Raw genomic sequence first — 12249 nt, 5'->3', positions numbered from 1 at the left:
AGTGTAATATCCACTGGGCTTGTGAGTAGAACGTTTATTAATTTGTCTTCGTTAAAAAAGCTAATGCACCTTCAACCATGAGCTGAACTCCGTAATAAAGCGCTTGTTCATCAATGTCAAAACCTGGGTGGTGAATGTTGTAGCCGACGTGGACGGGATCGGGGTGTTTGCATCCGAGCCAGTAGAAGCAACCGGGCACTTTTTGCAGGTAAAACGCGAAATCTTCGCCGCCCATCGACGGGGGCGCTTCCAGCACGCGCTCGCGCCCGAGCACCTCGCCGGCGACGCGGCGCATCAGGTCGACGGCCGATTTGTGGTTGATCACCGCCGGGTAGTTGAACTTGTAGTCGAGTTCATACCGAGCGCCGTATCCCTTGGTGATGCCGTCGATCAGTTGCTCCATGCGCTTGGGAATGTCTTCTCGCAGGAACCCGTCGAACGTGCGCACCGTGCCGGTCATCTCCACGGCGTCGGCGATCACGTTTTGTCGATACCCGCCGTTGATCGTCCCGATCGACAAGACCGCCGATTGCAGCGGATCGACTTGACGCGCGACGACCGCTTGCAAAGCGGTGATCACTTGCGCGGTGATCTGCACGGCGTCGACCGTCATGTGCGGGTATGCGCCGTGGCCGCCGGTGCCGAGGATGCGCAGCGTGAACTCATCGGCCGCCGCCATCGCTTCTCGTTCCGCAACCGCCATATAGCCCGCCGGGTACACCGGCGCCATATGTTGGCCGAGGATGAAGTCCACCCCGTCCAGCGCCCCTTCGGCGATCATCGGTTCCGCGCCGCCCGGCCCCTCTTCTGCCGGTTGGAACAAAAACACCACATCGCCTTGCAACTCTTCGCGCAGCTCGCTGAGCACCGAAGCGGCGCCGAGGATCATCGTGGTGTGCGCATCGTGCCCGCAGGCGTGCATCGTGTTGGGGACGGTCGATTTGTAGTCGCAGCTCTTCACGTCTTGGATCGGCAGCGCGTCCATGTCGGCGCGCAGAGCGATCGTCTTGCCGGGTTTGCCTCCGCGCAGGCGGGCGACGACGCCGGTTTTCGCCACGCCGGTGCGGACTTCAAGCCCCAGTTCGTTCAACCAGTCCGCGACGATTCGGGAGGTGCGGAATTCTTGGAAGCCGAGTTCCGGGTGCATGTGGAAGTCGCGGCGGCGCTCCACCAATTTCGGGTGCAAGTCGCGGATCCGGTCCGCGATGCGGTCGCGCAAAGTCACGTTCATAAGTACAACCCCCCGTTTGTATGTTTGGATGATTCCCTCTATTGTAGCAAAAAAAGTCAGCAAAAAGAGCAAAAAAACCCCTCGCGCCGCATGGGTGCGAGGGGCTTGCTTTCCCGATTTATCGAGAGGTCTGGGCGTGTTGTTGTTGGCAAGCTTCCACGAAGCCGCGGAAGAGCGCCAAGAACGAGCGGTCTTTGTGCCACATCAGTTCCGGATGCCATTGCACGCCGAGCAAGTACGGGCCGTCCTTGCGCTCGTACGCTTCGATGACGCCGTCATCGGCCACCGCCGTCGCCACCAGACCCGGTGCGAGCTCGCGCACCGCTTGGTGGTGGAACGTGTTGACGGCGATGCGGTCGCGCCCTTCAAACAGGCGGTGCAACGTCGTGTTCGGGGTGATCGTCACGTGATGCGCGGCGTACCAGTGCGGCGCGCGTTGGTCATGCTGAATCAATTCGCCGTCTTTTTGTGCGGGGAGGTCTTGGTAGAGCGTGCCCCCGAGGAACACGTTGATCACTTGCATGCCGCGGCAGATGCCGAACACCGGCTTGCCGAGTTTCTGCATCTCGTCAAACAGAATCGCTTCAATCCAGTCGCGCTCCGGGCAAATTTCGCCCAGGCCCGGGTGCGGCTGCTCTTGAAACGACATCGGCATGATGTCGACGCCGCCGGACAGCAGCAAACCGTCCAGACGCTGCGCCAGATCGCGGACGTCCTGTTCCTTCTCCAAGTACGGGATGATGAACGGAATGCCGCCCGCTTCCGCCAATCCGTTGGTGTAGCCCGCCGCCAGGAAGCAGCCGATCGGACTTGTCGGATTGGGGTGGTTCACTAACTTGCCGGATACCCCGATGATCGGTTTCATGATGTGCAAGTCTCCTCTCCCAAATCTCTCCCGAATTGTGTGACGGCCGATTACTCAGCCCACGAATTCAAGTAGCGCTCTTGCTCTTCGGATAGCTTGTCGATCGCCACATTCCATGTTTTCAGTCGCAATTCCGCCACATAGCGGTCCATTTCAGCCGGAACGGAATAGACGTCCGCTTCGAGGTTGCGGCCGTTTTCCGAGATCCAACGCAGGCCCAGCGCTTGCAGCGCAAACGTCATGTCCATAACTTCCGCCGGATGGCCGTCGCCGGCTGCGAGGTTGACGAGGCGGCCTTCCGCCAGCAAGAACACGCGGCGGCCGTCTGCAAACGTGTACTCTTGGATGTTGCGGCGCACTTCGCGTTGCTTCACCGACATCGCGTTCAAGTCCGGTTTGGAAATTTCCACGTCAAAGTGGCCGGCGTTGCAGAGGATCGCGCCGTCCTTCATCACTTCGAACGCTTCCTTGGTGATGCAGTCCTTGTTCCCGGTGACGGTGATGTAGAAGTCGCCGTACTTCGCCGCTTCGGTGATCGGCATCACTTCATGGCCGTCCATGATCGCTTCCACCGCTTTGATCGGGTCCACTTCGGTGACGATGACGCGGGCACCGAGACCCTTCGCGCGCATCGCGCAGCCTTTGCCGCACCATCCGTAGCCGACGATGACAGCCGTTTTGCCCGCCACGACGAGGTTCGTGGTGCGCATGATGCCGTCCCACACCGATTGGCCGGTGCCGTAGCGGTTGTCGAACAGGTATTTGCAGAACGCGTCGTTGACCGCGACCATCGGGAACTTCAGCGCGCCTTCGTTCGCCAGCGCTTTCAAGCGGAGAATGCCGGTCGTGGTTTCTTCGCAGCCGCCTTGGATGGTTTTCAATTGCTCCGCGCGCGCCGGGTCGCTGTGCAGCGTGGAGACGAGGTCGCCGCCGTCGTCGATGATCACATCCGGGTTGAAGTCGAGCGCTTTGTTGATGTGCATGTGATACTCATCGGTCGACGCGCCGTACTTCGCGAACGCGGTGATGCCGTTCTCAACAAGCGCCGCGACGACATCGTCCTGCGTGGAGAGGACGTTGGACGCGCACACGCAAACGTCCGCGCCGCCCGCTTTGACGACGAGCGCAAGGTACGCGGTTTTCGCTTCCAAGTGCAGGCAGATGACGACTTTCTTGCCCTTGAACGGAAGATCGCGTTCGAACTCCGCTTTCAGGGTGTTCAGGAGCGGCATATGCTGCGCCACCCAATCAATTTTGAGCTGGCCTTGCGGGGCAAGCTTGATGTCTGTAATCATCGAATTTTCAATGGCAGTAGACACGAAATCACCTCTAAACTTGTATTGGATTGCAGGATTTGACTACTTACAGTTTACACGATTTGGAGAGAAAGCCATAGAGTCGCTCCGGTTCCGAAAAATCGGACAGCAAGAGGTCCGGATTCAGGCTTTCCAGCAGCTCATACGAACACCCTCCCGTCGCCACGGCGACGACGCGCGCTCCGATGGCGCGGGCGGCACGGATGTCCCGGTCGGTGTCTCCGAGCACGACGACCTGCTCCGGCGCAAACTCGGTTCCATAGTACGAACCGGCGTTGTCCACTCCCTGTTGCAGCATCACGGCACGGTCGACCGGCGCTTCGCAAAACCCGCCGACGGGGAAGTAGCGGTTCAAACCGTGCACGTCGAGTTTGATGCGCGCGCCCCGCTCCAAGTTCCCCGTCCCCAGCGCGTTGTACCACAACGGCTCTGCGTCGGCGCGCTCCAAAATCGAGACGACACCGGGGAGCAAGATGTTGTCCTCGGTGTCAGCCTCCCGCTCCAATTCTTGATAATAGCGGGTCAAAAACTCATCCAGCCGCGCCGGACCCGCGCTTTGCAGCCCGTGTTTGACAAACGCCGCCTCCAAAAAATGCAAGTCGAGCCCGCCCGCCATGCCGATGCCCCGAAACGCATCTTCCACGCCGTAAATCTGCTGGAACGCTTGCTCCATCGCCCGCTTTCCGCATCCGCGGCAGTGAATCAACGTGCCGTCGATGTCCCAGAGCAAGAGAAGTTTCATAAGAGGTGCACCTTCCTTTGTACCGTAGATCGGTTGGGGTCAGTTTATACGACGCGCCGCGGCTCCGTGCCTTTTTTCATGCCGATCAGGAACCGGACGCTTGCAGTTTGCGCAACAACCGCTCCCGGCGGTGATGCAATTCATGCAGTTCATGCTCGACGGCAAGCGTTCGCAGCACGAGTTTGCGCGACTGCACCAACTCCAGCGTCTCTTCCGTCAGTTGAAGCGCCTGCCGAAAATCGCGGACTTTGTGCTCGTAATACTTCGCCAGTTCCACGCGGGGCGCCGTCTGCCACAGCGCCGGCCCCGTCAGCAATTCGTGCCAGAGCAGCGCCGCTTGCTCATGGCGTTGCAGGCGCTTGTGGTGCAGCGAAAGTTTCCAGAGCGCTTCGCGGGCATACTCGTCCTGCTCCTCCATCTCCGTCACGCGCACGAGGCACGCTGCGGAAACTTCGCCCTGCGACCACTCTTCATACCAGCGCGACAACCCGAACAATTCCTCGGGGTGCGTCGCGGCACAGAGCGGCGCTTCCACCATCAGCCCGATGTGGTGCGACAGCGTGACCAGCGTGAGAATGTCGTGCACGTTGTGCGTGAAGATCCCCGTCAACCGCCGCGCGTCTTGGTCGGTCTGGTACGCGAAGTACAACTCCGGCGCCATCGCGCCCGGCGTGTCGTCCACCCGCGCAAACCCGAGGATCTCCTGTTCCAGCGTGATCAATTTGCAGTTGGCGAGGACTTTCTTCCAAAGTCGCCGCGCGGGCGGAAGCAAGTCGAGATGCACCGTCGGCGCAAGTTCCAAGCGGGCGAGCGTACAGCGCGTCTCCAACAACTTCCAGTCAAACCCCTTACCGTTAAACGACACCATCGCCTGAAAGCGATTCAGCAACTCGCCAAGCGACCACAACAGCGCCCGCTCCTCGGCATACTCCCGCAAGAAATACTGCCGCACGACAAACTCGTCTTCCTCAAAAAACCCCAACCCGAACAAAAAAATAAAATTCCCCGCACCCGACCCAAGCCCCGTCGTCTCCGTGTCAAAAAAGCAGACATCCTCCCACGCGAGATCCTCGGCGTTCCGCACTTTGCAGACTTTCTGCAGAACCGACAGCGGCAAGTGGCGCGTGCGGGCGAGCGGATAATGCCCGTGCATCGTCAGCACGTCAAACCGCACATCGCGGTAGTAGCAGGGGCCGAACGGCGTCTCTTCCACGACGCCCGGAATCGCGACGGGAAGCGCCGACTCCGGCAACCCGGCGACTTCCGCTTCCACCTCTGTCAGAAACGTCTCGATCAACTCCGCATCGAGACTCCGCTCTTCCGGTTTCAGGCCCGTGCCCCCCTCCGGCTGTGCCTCTGTCGCCACCGCCCCCGGGGCGATGTCTTTTTTGTATGTTTTCAATCGGTCCCGCAAACTGCGCATGGGCGGCGGCCTCCTTCGCATCCGTCATCTGTCTTTCAATCCGAACATGTATTCGCCGCTAGAGCCCCGATTCCTGCACACGCAGCTGCAGGTAATCCAATCCATGCTGCCGGAACGTTCCTTCCTCGATCCTGTCCGCTTCCGGCAATCGGTGCAGTTGCGCCGTCCACTCCCGCCGCAAGCGCGCCATGTCGATCCCTTGGTACACGTCGGGCAGCGACTCCAGCACACCGAACGCATACCCGTACAGCTTGCGGAAGCCGCGCATGTAGCCTTGGTTCAGTTTGAACTGCGCCGTCGCCACTTGCACCATCGCTTTATAAAACGACTTCAGCGGCTCTTCCGACTCGGCCTTCCACGCCAACTCGAACAGCTCGTGACACTCGTAGAAATCTTGCTCTTCATTAAACAGCCGCACAAATTCCCGCACCTGTTCGTCCAACCCAATCCCTCCTATAGAACAGCACGCTCACGTCCATACTAGAATCTGGAGGTGATCACCATGCCGCTGCAAATCGTGCATGACTTTCTGCAAGAAACCGAAAACGGCGCCGTCCTCACGCTCTACCTCTCCCATCACAACGATGTCGAGTTCGCCGAGGAGTTGGGACGCTTCGAGGACCCGTTTGACGACCGCAACGTGTACGCCTACATCCAACGCCACTACCCGCAGACCCCGATCAATCACGTTCGCGTCGTCACCGGCGACCACAGAGTCACGACACTCTCCTACATGAGCATCCTCGCTCACAAACGCAGCGCGGGGTGGCAGTAACGGTTTCTACTCCTGCCCCCGCTCTTTCTGCGCCCGCTCCACGATCTCCTCAATAAAAGCCGTCTTGCCGTCCGTATACGCCCCGCGGTCATGCCCGTGCCGCGCGGCAAGGTCTTTTTTTAACGCTTCGTACTCGGCGACGGTCTCCGGGTGCGAACGCAGGTAGTCGCGGAACAGCAGATGCCGCCGATACTCCCGCGAATCCATCGTCAGGATGTGCACGTGATGCGTGCGCGGTACCCCTTTGCGGAAAAAGTGACGGCGGTTCGGGTCGTCGGCGCCCGGCTGGTGACGATAGCCGAGGCGTTGCAGACGCTCTTCGAACACGGTGGCGGGCACCATCTCAGAAAGCCCGATCTGGATGTCGAGGATCGGTTTCGCGGACAGCCCCGGAACGGACGTGCTCCCGATGTGCTCGATCGCCGCGACGTCGCCGCCCAGTTCCTTCAAGAGCGATTCGCGTTCCGCTTCGTAGAGCGCCGGCCACGCCGGGTCGTACGGTGTGATCTCGACTTTCTCCCGCATGTCTTTGCGCATCCGATACACTTCATGTCCGCGCATCCCTTCCTCGTACGCCGCTTCAAACCCCATCTTTTCATAAAAACGGATCGCCCGCGCATTGGTTTTCGCCACGCGCAACTCCAAGCGCTGCACCGCAAACGGACGGAAAAACTGCTCCACATACTCGTGCAGCTGCTTGCCGTACCCCCGCCCGCGATACTCCGGCCGCAAGTAGTACAGATTCACGTAGCCCATCTGCCCGCCCTCGCGCAACGTCAACTCCAACTGCCCGATGCATTCGCGCCCTTCATACGCCAGCACTTGCCCGAGGGGAAACTGCTCGCAGCGCATCGAGAGCCACGACAGATAGTCCTCATCCCGTCCATAGCCCTCATCCGATCCGAAACTGACCACAAACGAATCCCGTCGATGCGGAATGACCAACGCCCGATCCCGCTCCGGGTCGATCGCGCAAAAAGTAACCATGCTGCCTGCCTCCCCCTGCAACTTTGTTAAGAAAATGGTAACACAAAAGGTGAATGGATGGAGCACGGCGAAAGGTAAAAATACCTAATCTGACAAAGGATGTGAACTTAGTATGATACGCACGCTTGTCCCTGCGGACGCTGAGGTCTATTGGGAGCTGCGCCTGCGCGCGCTGCAAGAACACCCGGAAGCGTTTGCGGATTCGTATCATGAAGCGCTCGACCGTCCGAACCCGATTGAAAACTATGAGAAGCGCTTCTCTTCCCCGGAGACGACGTTCACGCTCGGCGCGTTCAACGACCAAGACCAGTTGGTCGGCGTGGTGACGATTCGCCGCGAAGAACTGCGCAAACTGCGCCACAAAGCCAACTTGATCGCGATGTACGTCGCGCCGGAAGCGCGAAGCCTTGGATTCGCCCAAGCGTTGATCCGCGCCGCCGTCGAGAAAACCAAAGCGGATTTCGAAGACGTCGAACAGATCAACTTGGCTGTCGTGCAAAAAAACACCGCTGCCCTCAGCCTCTACACCAAGCTCGGCTTCCAAACCTACGGCACGGAAAAACGCGCGCTGCGCATCTGCGACCTCTACTTCGACGAGAGCTTGATGGTGTTGCCGCTGAACTAAAAACCCTCGCTGCCCAACCGGCAGCGAGGGTTTTTTCAATCGATTTGTTATTTATTCGATCAGGAAGCCAGCACCTGCACCGCTTCTCCGCGATAGACGAACGCTTTGCCGTTGATCCAGAGGAGGTTCAACCCCGACGATTTCAGCAGACGACTCAAGTGACGGTAGCTCATGTGATGCTCACGGGCGAGATCGACGACGCGGACGACAGATTCGGTCGAGACGTTTTTGAGGCGCGCGTAGAACGCTTTCAGCACTTGTTCGTGGGTCATGTGAAATCCCTCCAGATTGTGGTCTATGGTATAGAGTATGACCGCTTCTAGCAAAAGTATTCCTCCGCTTTGCTAGTTTGCGAGAAATTTTTTCTCACAATTTTGAAGGTGCGTGAATACACATATTGCAGGAGGATTCCGCCCGACGGAGGAGGGGTGATCCGGGTGCGCATTTCGTGGGGATTTTCGCTGTACCTCTTGCTCTACACGCTGCTTTGGCTGGCGTTAACCGTCATCGGGTTCCGCACGTTTCTCGTGGACGGCGGGAACGGCGATCTGTGGGCGGCGGGGAGGTATTTTTTTCTGGCGGGGTTGTTTTGGTGTGTGTGCTGCGTGGTGCGCTCCGTGAAGATGCGCGCGCCCAAAGACCTCTACGATCCCGTCAGCGGAAGTTTGGCTCTGACCGGTGTGCTGTTGATCTTGTACGCCAATCTGGCTTGAAAGCGCTTGAACTGCATGCAAAAAAAGAGCCCCGTCAGACGGAGCTCTTTTTCTCTGTGAGCACAGGGATGTGCGTGAGGCGTACCGACAGCAGCAGCGCCAAACCCAGGAGGCAGACGATCGCCGCCACGACACCGCCCCAGCCGAACGCGATCCAAAACGTCCCGCCGACCGTGCCGCCGATGCTCGACCCCGCGTAGTAGAAAAACAGATAGAGCGACGAGGCTTGCGCTTTATCGTGCGCGGCACGGCGGCCGACCCACGACGACGCGATCGAATGCCCGCCGAAGAAGCCGAACGTGAACACGGCGATGCCCGCGATTTTCAGCGGCAAGTTCGTCGTCAACGTCGCCGACGCGCCGGCCAGCATGATGGAGAGCGCAATCCACAATACTTTGCGCCGGCCGCAGCGATCCGCCAAACGCCCCATCCACGTCGACGAGAACGTCCCGACGATATACACGATAAAAATCCAACCGACCAGCGTCTGGGAGAGCGAAAACGGCGGGGCGATCAACTGATAGGAGATGTAGTTGTAGAGCATCACGAAACTGCCCATCAACAAAAAGCCGATGCCGTACAAACAAAGCAAGCCCGGATCTCGGAGATGCGAAATCATCGAGCGCAGCAGGGGTTTGACTTTCAGCGGCTGCGCGTGGAAGTTGCGCGATTTCGGAAGCGTCACCCAGAAAAACAGCGACGCCACGATCGCAAGCACGCCGATGCCCGCCAGCGCCACCCGCCAGTTGAAAAAGTCGGTCAGCATGCCGACGATAATCCGTCCGCCCATGCCGCCGATCGAGTTGCCGCTGATGTAGAGCCCCATCGCCACGCCGAGCGTCCCCGGTTCCATCTCTTCGCCCAAGTACGCCATCGCGATGGCGGGCAGTCCGGCGAGGACGATGCCAAGCAACACCCGTGCCGCGAGCAAGATGTGAAAGTTCGGCGCAAACGCCGTGATCACCGCAAGGATCGCCGAGCCGGCGAGGGCGGTCGTCATCACCGGCTTACGTCCCCACGATTCGGAGAGCGAGCCGACCAAGAGCATCGAGAACGCCATCGCGATCGTGGACACCGACAGCGACAGACTCGCCACCGTCGGCGAGATGCCGAATTCGCGGGAGAACTCCGGCATCAACGGCTGCGTGCTGTAGAGGATCGCAAACGTGTTCAAACCGCCGGCAAACATGCCGAACGTCGCTTTTTTAAAATCGGACGTGCCCTGCTGGATGTAGGTCATGAGTGGTTCACCGCTTCCAAAAAGCGTTTCGTCACCGCTTTGCCGTTCTCCCCGACGATCTCCACCGGACCGACGCACGACGGGCATCCCGCCTCACAAGGACAGCCGTCGAGCATCGCGAGCGCCGACGCAAACAGCTGCGTGCGCACGCCGTATAATTTATCGGCGAGGCCGATGCCGCCGGGATACGAATCGTAGAGGAACACCGTCGGGGCTTGCGTGTGCACGGCGCGCACTTGCGGCTGGACGTGCAGGTCGCCCGGCGCGCACATCAGGTAGATCGGTGCGACACCCTTGAGCAAGTTCGCCGTGCCGACGAGCCCGCTTTCGATGTCCTCTTTGCTCATGTCTTTGGTGAATGATTCGTCGTAGGAAACCCAGTACGACATCGTGTGCAGTTCGGCTTCGGGCAGGTGGATTTTGCCCCAGCCGAGGTTCTCGTGCGTGTCGAACTTGATTTTTTTGTAGATGGTGGGCAAGGCGTTGACCGACACTTCGCCGAAGCCGTGCTGGACGTTCGGTTCCTCGACGTGCTTGAACTCGTCGAGGACGGTCAGTTGGACGGCGAGTTCGGCGTCGGTGTAGTAGTCGCTGTCTACTTTGCGCACAAACGCTTTGCCGTATTCGAGATCGAGCTTCTCCACTTGGAACTGGATGCCTTCGTGGATGTAGATCGCTTTTTCATGCAGGGTGGTCAGAGCGGAGAAGCGGTCGGTTTCGCCGATAACGCGGTTTTGTTCCGTCATGTCGATGATCAGGACGTTTTCTTGAGCGGCGGAACGAAGCGAGATGTTATGGCTTGGGAGCGAGTCGTTCATCCAATAATAGCGCTCGTCGGACGCTTTGTTCAGCACGCGCTCTTCGACGAGGAAATCGAGCACTTCCTCCGTCGTCGCCACGCCGAACTCTTCGCCCTTTTCAAACGGCAACTCGTACGCCGCGCACTTGATGTGGTCGACGAGGATGATCAAGTTCTCCGGATGCACCCACGCGTGTTCCGGCGATCCTTCGAAGAAATACTCCGGGTGCTGGATGATGTACTGGTCAAGCGGCGCGGACGAGGCGACGAGAATCGTGACCGCTTGCCCGTGACGGCGTCCGGCGCGTCCCGCTTGCTGCCAAACGGACGCGATCGTTCCGGGGTAGCCGGTGATCACGCAAGCTTCAAGCGACCCGATGTCGATGCCCAGCTCCAGCGCGTTGGTCGAGACGACGCCGCGCACGTCGCCGTTGCGAAGCCCGCGCTCGATTTCACGGCGTTCGCCCGGCAAATACCCTCCGCGATACCCGCGAACAGACTTTTGCGGCACGACGCCGGCGGTGCTTTCCTTGAGATACGTCAGCATCACTTCAACTTGCGTGCGGGCTTTGGTGAACACGATCGTTTGGATGTCGTTCGCAAGCAGGCTCGTCGCGATGCGCCGCGCTTCCAGCAACGAGGAGCGGCGGATGCCGAGCTGCTGGTTGACGACCGGCGGGTTGTAGAAGATAAAGTGCTTCTCGCCGCGCGGAGCGCCCGATTGGTCGATCAAGTCGAAGTCCTCGTCAAACAGCTCCACCGCCAATTCGCGCGGGTTGGCGATCGTCGCCGAACAGCAGATGAATTGCGGATTGGAGCCGTAAAATTTGCAAATGCGCTTCAAACGGCGGATGACGTTGGCGACGTGCGAGCCGAACACACCGCGGTACATATGAATTTCGTCGATGACGACATACTGTAAGTTCTCAAACAGTTTCACCCACTTCGTGTGGTGCGGCAGAATCCCGGAGTGGAGCATGTCCGGGTTGGTCACGACGATATGCCCCGCTTGGCGGATCGCTTGACGGGCGGTGACCGGCGTGTCGCCGTCGTAGGTGAACGTCTTGATGTCTTGCTCCAAGTGCTCGACCATCTCGTGCAATTCCTTCATCTGGTCTTGCGAGAGCGCTTTGGTCGGGAACAGGTAGAGCGCGCGGGCGCTCGGGTCGTGGAGCAGGCGGTTTAAGACGGGCAAGTTGTAGCACAGCGTCTTGCCGGACGCGGTCGGCGTGACCACCACGGCGTTGCGGCCCTGCTGCACCGTCTCAAACGCTTGAGCTTGATGCGAGTAGAGTTGGCGAATGCCTTTTTTCTTCAACGAGTCTTGCAAGCGTTCGTCCATGCCGGACGGGAAGTCCGCATAGACGGCTTCTTGCGACGGATACACGCGCCAGTGCGTGACGTTGCGCATGAAGGAATCGGTGCGCTTCCACTCGTCGAGCAACAGATCGAGGTTCATGGTTCTCTTCATCTCCTTGACCGATACCCTTCGCTTCAGGGGTGTACAAATCCTCTTGGAAATATACAACTTTA

At 59.3% G+C, this 12249-nt stretch carries 13 protein-coding genes; 3 read left to right on the top strand and 10 right to left on the bottom strand.

Features of this window, described 5'->3' with window-relative positions; translation table 11 throughout:
* Nucleotides 1-37 precede the first annotated feature (37 nt).
* From EL26_RS15900 to EL26_RS15875, 6 genes are all read right to left on the bottom strand, one after another.
* Nucleotides 38-1231, bottom strand: a complete 1194-nt coding sequence (locus EL26_RS15900) for a M20 metallopeptidase family protein (protein WP_052036467.1) — start codon at nucleotides 1229-1231, stop codon at nucleotides 38-40.
* Nucleotides 1232-1349: 118 nt separating this feature from the next.
* Nucleotides 1350-2096: a gamma-glutamyl-gamma-aminobutyrate hydrolase family protein gene (locus EL26_RS15895; protein WP_038091047.1), complete on the bottom strand. Its 747-nt coding sequence runs from the start codon at nucleotides 2094-2096 to the stop codon at nucleotides 1350-1352.
* 50 nt (nucleotides 2097-2146) lie between these two features.
* Nucleotides 2147-3391 carry an adenosylhomocysteinase gene (locus EL26_RS15890; RefSeq protein ID WP_052036466.1) on the bottom strand — a complete coding sequence of 415 codons (1245 nt, stop codon included), beginning with the start codon at nucleotides 3389-3391 and terminating at the stop codon, nucleotides 2147-2149.
* A gap of 67 nt (nucleotides 3392-3458) precedes the next feature.
* Nucleotides 3459-4154, bottom strand: coding sequence for an HAD hydrolase-like protein (locus EL26_RS15885; protein WP_038091039.1), 696 nt, complete (start codon nucleotides 4152-4154; stop codon nucleotides 3459-3461).
* An 85-nt stretch (nucleotides 4155-4239) separates the two neighbouring features.
* The gene (locus EL26_RS23960) at nucleotides 4240-5577 is read right to left on the bottom strand and encodes a ribonuclease H-like domain-containing protein (protein ID WP_052036465.1); all 1338 of its coding nucleotides are present in this window, start codon (nucleotides 5575-5577) and stop codon (nucleotides 4240-4242) included.
* Nucleotides 5578-5635: 58 nt separating this feature from the next.
* A complete protein-coding gene (locus tag EL26_RS15875) occupies nucleotides 5636-6019 on the bottom strand; it encodes a DUF309 domain-containing protein (RefSeq protein WP_038091038.1) in 384 nt (127 codons plus the stop codon).
* Between the two features lie 60 nt (nucleotides 6020-6079).
* Here EL26_RS15875 and EL26_RS15870 point away from each other — a divergent pair, with 60 nt between their 5' ends.
* A complete protein-coding gene (locus EL26_RS15870; protein ID WP_038091037.1) occupies nucleotides 6080-6352 on the top strand; it encodes a hypothetical protein in 273 nt (90 codons plus the stop codon).
* A gap of 6 nt (nucleotides 6353-6358) precedes the next feature.
* On the opposite strand, the gene EL26_RS24640 is transcribed toward EL26_RS15870, so the two are convergent.
* Nucleotides 6359-7339 carry a bifunctional GNAT family N-acetyltransferase/GrpB family protein gene (locus EL26_RS24640; RefSeq protein WP_081857256.1) on the bottom strand — a complete coding sequence of 327 codons (981 nt, stop codon included), beginning with the start codon at nucleotides 7337-7339 and terminating at the stop codon, nucleotides 6359-6361.
* Between the two features lie 112 nt (nucleotides 7340-7451).
* Here EL26_RS24640 and EL26_RS15860 point away from each other — a divergent pair, with 112 nt between their 5' ends.
* Nucleotides 7452-7964, top strand: coding sequence for a GNAT family N-acetyltransferase (locus EL26_RS15860; protein WP_038091033.1), 513 nt, complete (start codon nucleotides 7452-7454; stop codon nucleotides 7962-7964).
* Between the two features lie 59 nt (nucleotides 7965-8023).
* Here the strand turns inward: EL26_RS15860 and EL26_RS15855 are convergent, their stop codons facing one another.
* Nucleotides 8024-8236, bottom strand: coding sequence for a hypothetical protein (locus EL26_RS15855; protein ID WP_038091025.1), 213 nt, complete (start codon nucleotides 8234-8236; stop codon nucleotides 8024-8026).
* 165 nt (nucleotides 8237-8401) lie between these two features.
* Between EL26_RS15855 and EL26_RS15850 the strand changes: the two genes are divergently transcribed.
* Nucleotides 8402-8677, top strand: a complete 276-nt coding sequence (locus tag EL26_RS15850) for a hypothetical protein (RefSeq protein ID WP_038091023.1) — start codon at nucleotides 8402-8404, stop codon at nucleotides 8675-8677.
* 34 nt (nucleotides 8678-8711) lie between these two features.
* Here EL26_RS15850 and EL26_RS15845 read toward each other — a convergent pair whose 3' ends face one another.
* Nucleotides 8712-9917 carry an MFS transporter gene (locus EL26_RS15845; protein ID WP_038091021.1) on the bottom strand — a complete coding sequence of 402 codons (1206 nt, stop codon included), beginning with the start codon at nucleotides 9915-9917 and terminating at the stop codon, nucleotides 8712-8714.
* Nucleotides 9914-12187, bottom strand: coding sequence for a DEAD/DEAH box helicase (locus EL26_RS15840; protein WP_038091019.1), 2274 nt, complete (start codon nucleotides 12185-12187; stop codon nucleotides 9914-9916). Before EL26_RS15840 ends, EL26_RS15845 begins: the two co-directional genes overlap by 4 nt.
* Between the last annotated feature and the right edge of the window lie 62 nt (nucleotides 12188-12249).

The organism is Tumebacillus flagellatus, from assembly GCF_000714935.1.
Taxonomy (GTDB): Bacteria; Bacillota; Bacilli; order Tumebacillales; family Tumebacillaceae; genus Tumebacillus; species Tumebacillus flagellatus.
The sequence above is the reverse complement of the archived record's forward strand: the minus strand, read 5'-3'. Positions and strand labels throughout refer to the sequence as shown.

Excerpts from the sequence above, each read along its gene's own strand:
- EL26_RS15900 (WP_052036467.1), bottom strand. The coding sequence starts at position 1,231 with ATGAACGTGACTTTGCGCGACCGCATCGCGGACCGGATCCGCGACTTG.
- EL26_RS15895 (WP_038091047.1), bottom strand. The coding sequence starts at position 2,096 with ATGAAACCGATCATCGGGGTATCCGGCAAGTTAGTGAACCACCCCAAT.
- EL26_RS15890 (WP_052036466.1), bottom strand. The coding sequence starts at position 3,391 with ATGATTACAGACATCAAGCTTGCCCCGCAAGGCCAGCTCAAAATTGAT.
- EL26_RS15885 (WP_038091039.1), bottom strand. The coding sequence starts at position 4,154 with ATGAAACTTCTCTTGCTCTGGGACATCGACGGCACGTTGATTCACTGC.
- EL26_RS23960 (WP_052036465.1), bottom strand. The coding sequence starts at position 5,577 with ATGCGCAGTTTGCGGGACCGATTGAAAACATACAAAAAAGACATCGCC.
- EL26_RS15870 (WP_038091037.1), top strand. The coding sequence starts at position 6,080 with ATGCCGCTGCAAATCGTGCATGACTTTCTGCAAGAAACCGAAAACGGC.
- EL26_RS24640 (WP_081857256.1), bottom strand. The coding sequence starts at position 7,339 with ATGGTTACTTTTTGCGCGATCGACCCGGAGCGGGATCGGGCGTTGGTC.
- EL26_RS15860 (WP_038091033.1), top strand. The coding sequence starts at position 7,452 with ATGATACGCACGCTTGTCCCTGCGGACGCTGAGGTCTATTGGGAGCTG.
- EL26_RS15855 (WP_038091025.1), bottom strand. The coding sequence starts at position 8,236 with ATGACCCACGAACAAGTGCTGAAAGCGTTCTACGCGCGCCTCAAAAAC.
- EL26_RS15845 (WP_038091021.1), bottom strand. The coding sequence starts at position 9,917 with ATGACCTACATCCAGCAGGGCACGTCCGATTTTAAAAAAGCGACGTTC.
- EL26_RS15840 (WP_038091019.1), bottom strand. The coding sequence starts at position 12,187 with ATGAAGAGAACCATGAACCTCGATCTGTTGCTCGACGAGTGGAAGCGC.